Below are 14,148 nucleotides of genomic sequence, written 5' to 3'. Positions count from 1 at the left end.
GTCGAAGACCTGCCGGATCGACACCTCCGCGTCGAGGCCCTGCCGGATCCGGCCGACCAGACGCGTGGCGAGCAGTGAGTGCCCGCCGAGCGCGAAGAAGTCGTCGTCGATGCCGACCCGGTCGAGACCGAGCACCTCCGCGAAGAGCGAGCAGAGGATCTCTTCCTGCGGCGTCCGCGGACCACGGCCCGCGGGACGGTCGGCGTAGGCGGGCGCGGGCAGCGCGGCCCGGTCCAGCTTGCCGTTCACCGTCAGCGGCAACGCGTCGAGCACGACGACCGCCGACGGCACCATGTAGTCCGGGAGTTCACCCCGCAGCCGCGCCTGTACGTCGACGGTCGCGAGGTCGGCCCCTTCGACCGGCACGACGTACGCGACGAGCCGCTGGTCACCGGGCTCGTCCTCACGCAGGACGAGGGCCGCCTGGGCGACGGCGGGCTGTGCGAGGACGGCGGACTCGATCTCGCCCAGCTCGATGCGGTGACCGCGCAGCTTGACCTGGTGATCGGTGCGGCCGACGTACTCCAGCTGACCGTCCTGGTTCCAACGCGCGAGGTCACCCGAGCGATACATCCGGGCGCCGGGACCACCGTACGGGTCGGCGGTGAACCGCTCGGCCGTCAGACCGGGACGACCCCAGTAACCGCGCGCCAACTGCGGACCCGCCAGATAGAGCTCTCCCGCGACACCCACCGGAGCGGGCCGCAGCGCACCATCCAGGACGTACATCCGCAGGTGCCCGAAGGGACGCCCGATCGGCACCGGACCCGAGGCGACCTCCTGACCCGGCGCAATCTCGAACTGGGCGCAGTTCACGGTCGATTCAGTCGGACCATACGCATTGATCACGCGCACGGACGGATGACGCTCACGCCACGCGACAAGCGCCTCACCGGTCAGCTGCTCACCACCGATGATCAGCGTCCCACTCGGGCTCACCGACTCCGGCAACTCCTGCAACATCGGCAGGTGGCTCGGCGTCACCTTCATCAGGGAGGGCTGCGGACGGGCCGCCACGTCACCCTCGTCGAGCGCGGTCAGGTGCACGTGACCGCCCACCGTCAGCGGCGTCCACAAAGCGGTCACCGTCAGGTCGAAGGACAGCGGCGAATGCAGCACCGTCCCGCCCGCGGCGTCCGGATAGGCGGCACCGGCATGCGCCAAGTAGGCCGCCACCGCGCGGTGTTCGACCACCACACCCTTCGGCCGACCGGTCGAACCCGACGTATAGATCACATACGCGGGATCACCCGGCGCGGGAGACGCCAACTCGGCGCCAGCGTCCGGCAGTTCAAGACCATCAAGTACGACGATCGGCACCCGCGACTCCGGCAGCCTCCCCGCCACCTCCGCAGAGGCCAGCACCAGCACCGGCGCCGCATCCTCCACCATGTACGCGATCCGCTCCGCCGGATAGTCCGGGTCCACCGGCACGTACGCCGCACCGGACTTCACCACCGCGAGCAGGGCCACCACGGCCTCCACCCCACGAGGCATCGCGACCGCGACGAACCGCTCGGCGCCCACGCCCCGGGTGGCCAGGTACCGGGCGAGCCGGTCCGCACGCGCGACCAACTCGCCATACGTCAGCGTCGAGTTGTCGTCGCTCACGGCCACCGCGTCCGGCGCGACCCGCGCCCGCGCGGAGACCAGCTCCGGCAGCGACACGGACGCGACCTCGCCGCCCGTGACACCGTTCCACTCCCCAAGGACCCGCTCACGCTCGGCCGCGCCCAGCAGCCCGATCCGCCCCACCGGCACGTCCGCGTCCGCGACGAACGCCGCGAGGACCCGGCCGAAGCGGTCGGCGATCTCGCGGACCTGCTCCTCGGTCAGGACGTCGGAGCGGTGGTCGAAGCGGACGTTGAGTTCGGAGTCGCGCAGGTCGGCGACGAGGTTGAGGGCGAAGTGGGTGCTGTCGGCGGTCTGGATGCCGGCGACGGCGAGGCCCGCGGCGTTCAGGGTCTCGTCGAGGGCGTTGCCGTCGAGCGGGTAGTTCTCGAAGACCATGGCGGTGTCGAACAGGCCGGTGGAACCCGCCCAGTTCTGGACCTCGGCCAGGCCCACCCACTGGTGGTCGAGGAGCTGGGTCTGCTCCTCCTGGAGTCGGCGCAGGTACTGACCGACGGGCTCGGCGGGGTCGATGTGCGCCCGCCGCGGCACGGTGTTGATGAACAGGCCGACCATGCTCTCCACGCCGGGGAGTTCGGCGGGGCGGCCGGAGACCGTGACGCCGAAGACGGCGTCCGGGGCGCCGGTCAGCTGGGCGAGGACGAGGGCCCAGGCGCCCTGCACCACCGTGTTGACGGTGAGGCCGTGGGCGCGGGCGAACCGGGTGAGGTCCTCGCTGAGCGCGCGGCCCGCCTGGAAGGGGACCTGGCCGGGGGCCGTGACGACCGGACCGGCGTCCGGCGCGAGGAGCGAGCCCGCCGCGAGGTCGGCGAGGGACCGGGTCCAGGCGTCGCGGGCCGCGTCCTTGTCCTGACGGCCGAGCCAGGCCAAGTGGTCCCGGAAGTCCCGCGCCTTGGGCAGGGCGCGGCTCCGGCCGGAGCCGTCGCGGCGCGCGTACAGGGTGAGCAGGTCGCGGAAGACGACGGGCAGGGACCAGCCGTCGAACAGGATGTGATGGTTCGTCATGACCAGGCGGTGGTGCGTGTCGCCCAGCTTGATCAGGGTGAAGCGGAGCAGCGGCGGGCGGGCCAGGTCGAACTCGGCCCAGCGGTCCTCCTGCGCGATCCGCCCGGCGGCGCCCTCCGCGATCCGTCCCCCGGCCTCGTCCGCGATCCGTCCCGCGGCCCCGTCCGCCTCGGGCGCGGCTTCGGCCGTCAAGTCGACGTGGCGCCACGGGACTTCGGTGGTGCGCGGGACGACCTGGACCCAGGCCCCGTCGCCGCGCTGGTGGAAGCCCGCGCGGAGGTTGGGGTGCCGGTCGAGGAGCTGCTGTGCGGCCGTGCGCAGGCCCTCCGCGTCGACGTCGCCTTCGAGGTCGAGGACGATCTGGCCGACGTACACGTCGAGCGCGGTGTCGTCCGCCAGGTTCAGGAAGACGAAGCCCTCCTGGAGCGGGGTGAGCGGGAGCACGTCGGCGAGCGGGGCCGCCGCGGCCTTCTCCAGGTGGTCGATGTCGGCCCGGGTGATGTCGGGCAGGGTGACGTCGGAGGGGACGAGCGCGCCCGCGTCGGGGCGGCCCGCGTACGCGACGAGGTCCCCGAGCGCCCGGAACCAGCCGTCGGCGAGGCTCCTGACGTCGTCCTCGGTGTACAGGCCGGGGGCGTACGTCCACGCCACGCGCAGGCGCGGCCCTTCGTCGCCGTCCTCGGTGGCGGCGTTCAGCGCCACGGGGTGGTCGAGCGGCATCGCCGGGTCGGTGCCCGCGACGTCGCGCAGGGCGACGCCCCACGCCTCGCCCTCGCCGGATCCGGTGACCCGGCCCAGGTAGTTGAAGAGGAACTCGGGGGCGGTGTGTGCCGCCAACGCGCCCTGGGCGTAGCGGAGTCGGCCGTATCCCGCGCCCTGTCCCGGCACCGCGCGGGTGCACTCCTTGACGTCGCGCACCAGCTCGCCGAGCGTGCCGCGGCCGCGGTCCGTGGTGCCGGTGGGCAGCCGCAGCGGGTACAGCGCGGTGAACCAGCCGAGGGTGCGGGTGAGGTCCACGCCGGTTGCCTCGTCACGTCCGTGCTGCTCGACGTCGACCAGGACGGGGCCGCCGCGCAGTCCGCGCGTGCGCCGCCAGTCGCCGATCGCCGAGCCGAAGGCGGTGAGCAGCACGTCCGAGATGCCCGTGTGCAGGGCGCCGGGCACCCAGGTCAGCAGGTCCCTGGTGAGGTCGGCGGGCAGGCTGAGCTCGATGCGGCCCGCGTTCTCCTGGGTGTCGCGCGCGGGGTCGAGCCGCGGCGTTCCGCGGTCGTCGGCGCCCGCCACGACGCCCTGCCAGTAGGCGAGTTCTGCGGCGTCGTCGGCGGCCGCGTCGGCCTGGGCGCGGGCCCACTGGGTCCACGGGGTGCCGACGGGCGCCAGGATCGTGTAGCTGCCGTGTTCGGCGGCCTCCCACGCCTCGGCGAGGTCCTGGAGCAGGATGCGCCAGGAGACGCCGTCGACGGCGAAGTGGTGGGCGACCAGGGCGAGCAGGCCGTCCTGTCCGCCGCGGTCGAACCAGACGGCGCGCAGCATGCGGCCCGCGGCCGGGTCGAGGAGCGTGCGCTCCTGACCTGCCTCGCGGCGCACCGCTTCGTCGAGTCCGGCGCCTTCGAGACCGGTGGCGTCGAAGCGGCGCACGAGGTCGGTCGCCCGGACCGTGCCCTCGGGCTGGATCTCCACGTCGCCGGGGACGGTGCCGGTGCGCATGCGCAGCGTGTCGTGGTGGTCGACGACGGCCTGGACGGCGGTCGTCACGGCGTCGAGTTCCGCACCGGCCGGGACCTGTACGGCCACGGACTGGTTGAACGGGGCGACGGGCGCGCCGAGTCCGGAGAACCAGCGCATGATCGGCGTCCACTGCGCGGGCCGCGCCGTGTCCGTGCCGTCCGCCGGTGCGGCGGCGGCCTCGGCGGCCGTGGCGGAGCCCGTCGGCTCCGGGGTGCCGGCGGCCGCGAGCGCCTCCTCGACGGACTGTGCGAGCGCGGCGACCGTCTGGCGCTCGAAGACGTCGCGCACGGTGAGCCTGATGTCCTCGGCCCTGGCCCGGCTGATCAGCTGGATGGAGAGGATGCTGTCGCCGCCGAGGTCGAAGAAGCCGTCGTCGACGCCGATCCTGTCGAGTCCGAGGATGTCGGCGAAGAGCGCGCAGAGCACCTCCTCGACGCGGCTCTGCGGTCCGCGGTCGCCGGTGCCCGCGTCCGCCTGGAAGTCCGGGGCGGGCAGGGCCTTCTTGTCGAGCTTGCCGGTGGAGGTCAGCGGCAGCGCGTCGAGGACGACGAGCGCGACGGGGACCATGTACTCGGGCAGCACGTCGCGCAGGTACGCGCGCAGTTCGGCGGCGTCGGGGGCGGTGGCGCCCGGTGTGACGTAGCCGACGAGGCGGCGGTCGCCGGGGCGGTCCTCGCGGACCAGGACGGCGGCCTGGGCCACGGCCTGGTGGCCCTCCAGGACGGTGGCGATCTCGCTGAGCTCGACGCGCAGGCCGTGGATCTTGACCTGGTTGTCGGCGCGGCCCAGGTATTCGAGCGTGCCGTCGGCGCGCCAGCGCACCAGGTCGCCGGTGCGGTACATGCGCTCGCCCGCCGTCCCGAAGGGGTTGGCGACGAAGCGTTCCGAGGTGAGCGCGGGCCGGTCGAAGTAGCCGCGGGCCAGGCCCGCGCCCGCGACGCACAGTTCACCGGGGACGCCGGGCGGCACGGGCTGCAGGCGCTCGTCCAGGACGTACACCTGGGTGGCGGCGATGGGGCGGCCGATCGGCGGCACGGCGCGGCCCGCGAGCGGGGCGCTGATGGTGGCGCAGACGGTGGTCTCGGTCGGGCCGTACGCGTTGAGCATCACGCGCCCCGCCGACCAGCGCTCCACGAGTTCCGGCGAGCACGCCTCGGCGGCCACGACGAGCGTCATCCGCTCGGGCAGCGCCCCTTCGGGGATGAGGGCGAGGACGGCGGGCGGCAGCGTGGCGTGGGTGGCCCCGTGGCGGCGCGCGTACGCGGCGAGGTCGGGGCCCGGTGCGACGGAGGACGGGGCGACGACGAGGGCGGCGCCGGTGAGCAGGCCCATGCACACCTCCCAGAACGCGCCGTCGAAGGCGGGCGCCAGGTTGTGCAGGACGCGGCTCTCCGGGGTGACGCCGACGCTGTCGACGTGGGTGGCCGTCAGGTAGGGCACGCCCGCGTGGGAGACGACAACTCCCTTGGGGCGTCCGGTGGTTCCCGAGGTGTAGATCATGTACGCGGCGTGGTCGGGGCGCACCGGTGCGCCCCGCTCGGCGTCGCCGATGGCGTCCGAGGGCTGCGCGGCGAGCGCGGCGGCCGTCGCCGCGTCGTCGAGCAGGACGCTCGCGCAGCGCGCGTCGGGCAGCCGGGCCGCGGTGTCGGTGGTGGTGACCAGGACGGCGGGGCGTGCGTCGGTGAGCAGGTAGGCGACGCGGTCGTCGGGCTGGTCGGGGTCGACGGGCAGATAGGCGGCGCCCGCCTTGAGCGCGGCGAGCGCGCCGACGACGAGGTCGGCGGAGCGGGGCATGGCGACGGCGACGAACCGCTCGGAGCCCGCGCCGCGCTCGATGAGCAGCCGGGCGAGGCGGTTGGCGCGCGCGTCGAGTTCGGCGTACGTGAGGGTCTGTGCGTCGTCGATGATCGCGGGCCGCTCGGCGTGCGCGGCCGCGACCTGCTCGAACAGCGCGGCGACGGTCGGCTGTGCCGTCGGCGCCGTGGTGCGGTTCCACTCGACGAGCAGCCGCTCGCGCTCGTCGCCGTCGAGCAGGTCGACGGCGCCGACGGGCCCGTCGGGGTCGGCGGTGGCGGCGTCGATGAACCGTACGAGGCGGTCGACGAGGGAGCGGACGGTGGCCGCGTCGAACAGGTCGGTGCTGTACTCGACGGTTCCTTCGAGGCCCGCGGCGGTGCCGTCGTCGGCGCGGTGCTGCTTCAGCTCGAAGGCGAGGTCGAAGCGTGAACTGCCCTGGTCCACCTGGTGGGTGGCGACGGTGATGCCGGGCAGCGCGCCGAGCGCGGCCAGCGCGTCGCGCTGGGTGTCGTGGACGGTCAGCCACACCTGGAACAGCGGGTGCCGGTTGAGCGAGCGCACCGGGTTGAGGACCTCGACGAGCCGTTCGAAGGGCAGGTCCTGGTGGGTGTAGGCGGCCAGGTCCGTCGCGCGGACGCGGTCCACGAGTTCGCGGAACGTCGGGTCGCCGCCGGTGTCGGTGCGCAGCACGAGGCTGTTGATGAAGAACCCGACGAGGTCGTCGAGTGCGCTGTCGGTGCGTCCGGCGATCGGCGAGCCGATCGGGATGTCGTCGCCCGCGCCGAGCCGCGAGAACACGGCGGCGAGGGCGGCCTGGGTGACCATGAAGACGCTGGAGCGGGTGTCCGCGGCGAGCGCGTCCAGGCGGGCGTGCAGATGCGCGGGGACGGTGAAGGTGAGGGTGTCGCCGTCCTGGGTGGCCTGGGCGGGGCGCGGCCTGTCGGTGGGCAGCCGCAGCTGCTCGGGCAGGTCGGCCAAGTGTGCGCGCCAGTACTCCAGTTGGCGGGCGAGGGCGCTGTCCGCGTCGTCCTCGTCGCCGAGCATGTCGTGCTGCCACAGCGCGTAGTCCGCGTACTGGACGGGAAGCGCGTCCCACTCGGGCGCACCACCGGCGAGCCGCGCGGTGTAGGCGGTCGCCAGGTCGCGGGCCAGCGGGCCCATCGACCAGCCGTCACCCGCGATGTGGTGCAGCAGGAGCAGCAGCACATGCTCGTCGTCAGCCGTCTCGAACAGCCAGGTACGCAGCGGGATGTCGGCGGTCAGGTCGATGATGTGGCGTGCGGCGCGGGCCACTTCACCGGCCAGGTCCGCCTCGTCGGTGCGGACGAGGGTCAGTTCGGGGCGCGCGTTCTCGGCGGCCGCGTCCAGGATCACCTGGTGCGGGCCTTCCGCGTCGTCGACGAAGACGGTGCGCAGGCTCTCGTGCCGGGCGACGACGTCGCCGAGCGCCGACTCCAGCGCGGCCACGTCGAGTTCGCCGGTGAGCCGGAGCGCCGCCGGGATGTTGTACGTCGCCGAGGGCCCTTCGAGGCGGTTGAGGAACCACAGGCGGCGCTGCGCGTGGGAGAGCGGAAGCCGCTCGGGCCTGGTCCGGGCGGTGAGCGCCGTCCGCGCCGTGCCCGCGTCGTCCAGGGCGGCGGCGAGGCCCGCCACGGTGGGGGTGTCGAAGAGCTGGCGTACGGGGAGTTCGGCGCCGAGGGCGGAACGGACCCGGCCGACCAGGCGGGTGGCGAGCAGCGAGTGGCCGCCGAGGTCGAAGAAGCTGTCGTCGATGCCGACCTGCTCGACGCCGAGCGCGTCGGCGAACAGACGGCACAGGGCTTCCTCGTTCGGGGTGCGCGGCGCGCGTCCGGCGCCCTGCGGGCCGTACTCGGGCGCGGGCAGCGCCTTGCGGTCCAGCTTGCCGTTGGCGGTCAGCGGCAGCCGGTCCAGGAGGACGACGGCGGACGGCACCATGTGCGAGGGCAGCGCGGCGGCGGCGTGCTCGCGCAGCTCCGCGGGCGTGGTCGTGCCGGTGCGTACGACGGCGTAGGCGGCCAGGCGCTGGTCGCCGGGGGTGTCCTCACGGACGAGGACCGCGGCGTCGGCGACGTCGGGGTGCGCGGCCAACGCGGCCTCGATCTCGCCGAGTTCGATGCGGAAGCCGCGCAGCTTGACCTGCTGGTCGGCGCGGCCCGCGTACTCCAGGACGCCGTCGGCGCCGAGGCGCGCGAGGTCACCGGTGCGGTACATGCGGGTGCCGTGCTCGCCGTAGGCGGCGGCGAACGGGTCGGCGACGAACCGTTCGGCGCTCAGTCCTGGGCGCCCCAGGTAGCCGCGTGCGACACCGGCGCCCGCGACGTACATCTCGCCGACGGATCCGGCGGGCAGCGGCTGCAGGTAGGCGTCGAGGACGTACACCCGCAGGTCGGGGATGCCGGTGCCGATGAGCCCCGCGGGGCCCGTGACGGCGGCCCGGTCGAGGGCGAGGTGGGTGACGTGCACGGTCGTCTCGGTGATGCCGTACATGTTCACCAGGACGGGCGCGTCGTCGGCGTGCCGCGCGTACCAGTCCTGGAGTCGGGTGACGTCGAGGGCCTCGCCGCCGAACACGACGTAACGCAGGGCGAGTTCACGGCCCGAGCGGTCCGAGCGGTCCTCGCGGTCCACGCGGTCGGCCGCGACGAGCTGGTAGAAGGCGGACGGCGTCTGGTTGAGGACGGTGACGCCCTCGTCGGCGAGCAGCGTCCGGAAGGCGCCCGGGTCGCGGCTGACGCGGTGCGGCACGACGACGAGACGCCCGCCGTGCAGCAGCGCGCCCCACAGCTCCCAGACCGAGAAGTCGAAGGCGTAGGAGTGGAAGAGCGTCCACACGTCGCTCTCGTCGAAGCCGAACCAGTGGTCGGTGGCGGAGAACAGCCGCGTCACGTTCTGGTGCGGGATCAGGACGCCCTTGGGCCGGCCCGTCGACCCGGAGGTGTAGATGATGTACGCCGTGTCCAGCGGGTGCACGGCCCTGGTCCGCTCGTGCGGGGCCAGGTCGTGGTCCGGCAGGCCGTCGGCCTCCGGGGTGTCGACGGTGAACTCCACGGCGGTGCGCACCGGGAGCGTCTCGGCCGTCGCGGTGTCGGTGAGGACGGCGGCAGGCGCGGCGTCCGCCAGCATGTACGCGATGCGGTCGGCCGGGTAGTCCGGATCGAGCGGCAGATAGGCCGCGCCGGACTTGACGACGGCGAGCAGCGCCACGACGAGGTCGGCCGAGCGGGGCAGGGCGAGCGCGACGACGGAGCCGGGGCCGATGCCGCGGCCCGCGAGGAGCCGGGCGAGCCGGTTGGCGCGGGCGTTGATCTCCGCGTACGTCAGTGAGCTGCCGTCGAAGGTCAGCGCGGCCCGCGTGGGCGTGCTGCGCGCCTGCGTCTCGAACAGGTCGATGAGCGTGCCGGGGCGGGCGTGCCGCGCCGGGCCCTCCTGGCGGGGCAGGACCTGGTCGCGCTCGGCGGCGTCGAGGATGTCGATGGCGCCGATGCGCAGTTCGGGGTCCCCGGCGACGGCGGCGAGGACCCGCAGGAGGCGTTCGACGAGCGTCTCCACGGTGTGCCGGTCGAACAGGTCGGCGCTGTACTCCAGGAGTCCGCCGAGCCCGTCGGGGCGGCCTTCGTCGTCGGTGCGCTCGTCGAAGGAGAAGGACAGGTCGAACTTGGCGCTGGTGGCGTCGGCCTGCTCCACGGTGACGTCGAGTCCGGGCAGCCCGGCGAGCCCTTCGGCCGCGTCGTGGTGGGTGGACGCGAAGGTCAACAGCGTCTGGAACAGAGGGTGGTGGCCCGCGGAGCGCGCCGGGTTGAGGGCCTCGACGAGCCGCTCGAAGGGCAGGTCCTGGTGGCTGTAGGCGGCCAGGTCGCGGCCGCGCACCTGGTGCAGGAGTTCGCGGAACGTCGGGTTGCCGCTGGTGTCGGTGCGCAGCACGAGGCTGTTGATGAAGAACCCGACGAGGTCGTCGAGCGCCTTGTCGGTGCGTCCGGCGATCGGCGTGCCGATCGGGATGTCGTCGCCCGCGCCGAGCCGGTGCAGGAGGGTGGCGAGGGCGGCCTGGGTGACCATGAAGAGGCTGGAGTGGGTCCCCCGCGCCAGGTCGGTGAGGGCGCCGTGCAGCTCGCGGTCGACGGTGAAGGCCACCGAACCGGCGCGCTGCGTGGGCGAGTCGGGGCGCGGCCTGTCGGTGGGCAGCCGCAGCTGCTCGGGCAGGTCGGCCAAGTGCGCGCGCCAGTAGTCGAGTTGGCGGGCGATCGGGCTGTCCGCGTCGTTCTCGTCGCCGAGCATGTCGTGCTGCCACAGCGCGTAGTCCGCGTACTGCACCGGGAGCGCGTCCCACTCGGGCGCGCCGCCCGCGAGCCGGGCCGTGTACGCCGTCGCCAGGTCACGGGCCAGCGGGCCCATCGACCAGCCGTCACCCGCGATGTGGTGGACGAGCAGCAGCAGGACGTGCTGGTCGTCGGCCGTCTCGAACAGCCAGGCGCGCAGCGGGATGTCGGAGGTCAGGTCGAAGGTGTGCCGGGCGGCCCGCTCGACGCGCTCGTCGACGAGGTGTGCGTCGGTGCGCTCGGTCACGAGCACGGGCCGGGCGTCGGCCGCGGGGAGCACGATCTGGTGCGCGCCGGACTCGTCCTCGGCGAAGACCGTGCGCAGCGTCTCGTGCCGGGCGGCGACGTCGCCGAGCGCCGACTCCAGCGCGGCCGCGTCGAGTTCGCCGTCCAGACGGAGCACGGCGGGCATGTTGTACGTCGCCGAGGGGCCTTCGAGGCGGTGCAGGAACCACAGGCGCTGCTGGGCGGGCGACAGCGGGAGCCGCGCGGGCCGCTCCCCCGCCGTGAGCCGGGCGCGCGCGGTGCCCGCCCGGTCCAGGGCGGCGGAGAGCCCGGCGATGGTGGGCGTGTCGAAGAGCTGGCGGATCGGCACGTCGAAGCCGAGGGCCTCACGGATGTGGCTGCTGAGCCGGGTGGCGAGCAGCGAGTGGCCGCCGAGGTCGAAGAAGCTGTCGTCGATGCCGACCCTGTCGAGGCCGAGCGCGTCGGCGAACAGCTGGCACAGGACCTCTTCGCGCGGGGTGCGCGGCGCGCGTCCCGCGCCCTGCGGGCCGTACTCGGGCGCGGGCAGCGCCGTGCGGTCCAGCTTGCCGTTGGCGGTCAGCGGCAGCCGGTCCAGGACGACGAACGCGGACGGCACCATGTGCGCGGGCAGGTCGTCGGCGAGGGCGAGCGCGAGCCGTTCGGCGTCGGGGGACGCGCCGGGCGCCGCGACGACGTAGGCGACCAGGCGCTGGTCGCCGGGGCGGTCCTCGCGGACCAGGACGGTGGCGTGCGCGACGTCCGCCTCGCGGGCGATCCGCGACTCGATCTCGCCGAGTTCGATGCGGAAGCCACGCAGCTTGACCTGGTGGTCGGTGCGGCCGAGGTAGCCGAGCGTGCCGTCGGTGTTCCAGCGGGCCAGGTCGCCGGTGCGGTAGAGGCGTTCGCCGCCGGTCGAGAAGGGGTCGGCGACGAACCGCTCTGCGGTCAGGGCGCTGCGGCCGAGGTAGCCGCGGGCGAGCTGGACGCCCGCGAGGTAGAGCTCGCCGGGGACGCCCGGCGGCACCGGGCGCAGGGCGGCGTCCAGGACGTAGCAGCGGGTGTTCCACACGGGGCGGCCGATCGGCACGGGCCCGTGCGTGGGCTCGGTGGAGCCGTCCCAGTAGGTGACGTCGACGGCGGCCTCGGTGGGGCCGTACAGGTTGTGCAGCGGCACGTTCCAGGTGGTCTGGAACTCGGCGAGCAGTTCGCGCGGCAGCGCCTCGCCGCTGCAGAACACCCGGCGCAGCGCGCCCTGTCGGGGTTCGGGGTTGGCCCGCAGGAAGGCGTGCAGCATGGACGGCACGAAGTGCAGCGTGGTGACGCGCTCGCGGCGGATCAGCTCGGCGAGGTAGACCGGGTCGCGGTGCCCTTCGGGGCGGGCCACGACGAGGGTGGCGCCGACGATCAGCGGCCAGAAGAACTCCCACACCGACACGTCGAAGCCGGACGGCGTCTTCTGCAGGACCCGGTCGGATTCGTCGAGATCGTAGGTGTCCTGCATCCAGTGCAGGCGGTTCACGATGGCGCCGTGCGAGACGACGGTGCCCTTGGGCCGGCCCGTGGAGCCCGAGGTGTAGATGACGTACGCGGGGTGGCGCAGGTCGGGCGGGCAGGTGCGGGCGGCGGCGGCCGGGTGCGGGTTCTCGCCGTCGGCCGCGGCGCAGTCGCCCGGGGTGTCGGCGCCGAGCACGAGGTGCGGCACGCCCTCGGTGCGCGGCAGCAGGTCCGCGACGTCGGCGCTGGTGAGAAGCAGCGCGGGCGAGGCGTCCTGGAGCATGTACGCGATGCGGTCGGCCGGGTAGTCGGGGTCGACCGGCAGATAGGCGGCGCCCGTCTTGAGGACGGCGAGCAGGCTGACGACGAGGTCGACGGAGCGCGGCACGGCGACGGCGACGAAACGCTCGGGGCCCGCACCGTGCAGCGTCAGGTGCCGGGCGAGCCGGGTGGCGCGGGCGTCGAGTTCGGCGTATGTGAGGGTGGTGTCCTCGAAGGTGAGGGCGGGCCTGTTCGGGGTGCGCGCGGCCTGCCACTCGAAGAGCTCGGGCAGGGTGGCGGCGGACACCTCGTGGGCGGTGTCGTTCCAGGTGGCCAGGACCGCTTCGCGCTCGCTCGGCGCGAGGAGTTCGGGCTCGGACACCGGGCGGTCCGGGTCGTCGGCCAGCGCGCCGAGCAGCCGCAGGAAGCGCTCCTGGTGGGCGTCGGTCTCCTGCTGCGTGTAGAGGCGCGGGTTGGCCTCGAAGTCGACGCGCATGCCGCCGTGCGGGCCGCCGTAGACGGTGACGATGAGGTCGCGCACGCGGCCGCCGGAGAGCGGGCGGATGGTCGCCTCGCTGCCCGCGAAGGACGGGACGCGCACATAGGAGAGGATGTCGACCATCGGGCCCACCAGGCCCGACTCGCCGCCGGACAGGCCCAGTTCGCGGTGCAGGTCCTCGCCGCGGTAGCGGTGGTGCTTGAGCACCTGGCCGACCTCGCGCGAGACCTGCCGGACGAGCTCGGCGAAGGTCGTGCCGGGCGTCACGCGCAGCCGCAGCGGCAGTTCGTTGGCGAGCATGCCGGGCGTGGACAGGGCGGTGCGGCCCGCGCGGGCGCTGACGGGCAGCGCGAGGACGACGTCCTCGGCGGCGGTCATCCGGTGCACATAGGCGGCCATCGCGGCGATCAGCAGCGCCGAGCGGGGCCCGCCCGCGGACTCGGCGGCGCGGGTGAGCAGGTCGGCCCGCTCCTCGGAGAGCGGCACGCTGCCGCGCAGTGCGGTGGGCGCGGCGGGCGCCGACCGGCCCGCGAGGGTCGCGGGTTCGGTGACCTCGGCGAACTGCTCGAGCCAGAAGGCGCGGTCGGCGGCGAAGGCGGCCGACTCGCGGTAGGCGGCGTCCTCGCCGACCAGGTGCTCCAGGGCGCCGAAGGTGCTCGTCGGGTACTCCTCGCCCGCGACGAGCGCGGAGTACACCTCGGCGAGGCGGCGCACGTAGAGCATCAGGCCGAAGCCGTCGAGCAGGATGTGGTGGTAGCGGATGTAGCAGAGGTGGCGTGCCGGGCCCGTGGCGATCAGGGCGTGTGTGAACAGCGGTGCGCGGCGCAGGTCGAGCGGGGTGGTGAGGTCGTGCCGCATCCATGCCTCGGCGGCGGCCCGCGGGTCCTGCTCGTCCGTCATGTCCAGGACGTGGCAGGGGATGTCGCAGTCCGGGGTGAGGACCTGGAAGGGACCGTTCGCGTCGGTGTCGAAGCGGACCCGCAGCGACTCGGTCTCGGCGGCCACCAGGCGCACCGCCTCCGGGAAGCGCTCCGTGTCGACGGGTCCTTCGATCTCCAGGCAGACGCCGACGTTGTAGCGGGAGCTGGCGGGCTCCAGCTGTTGCGCCAGCCATACCCCCAGCTGAGCGCCGGACAAATCGTGCCGCAT

1 protein-coding gene (running past one end of the window) is annotated in these 14,148 nt (G+C 73.9%); it reads right to left on the bottom strand.

What is annotated here, in order from left to right:
- On the bottom strand, positions 1 to 14,148 hold the 5' portion of the coding sequence (locus ACFWZ2_RS33405) for a non-ribosomal peptide synthase/polyketide synthase (protein WP_384552119.1). It extends 7,878 nt beyond the left edge of the window; 14,148 of the gene's 22,026 nt are visible here — the first part of the coding sequence; the start codon lies at positions 14,146 to 14,148; the stop codon falls past the left edge of the window.

This window comes from Streptomyces sp. NPDC059002, assembly GCF_042740435.1.
GTDB lineage: Bacteria > Actinomycetota > Actinomycetes > Streptomycetales > Streptomycetaceae > Streptomyces.
Note: the sequence above shows the minus strand (reverse complement) of the source record. Positions and strands in the feature narration are given on the sequence as shown.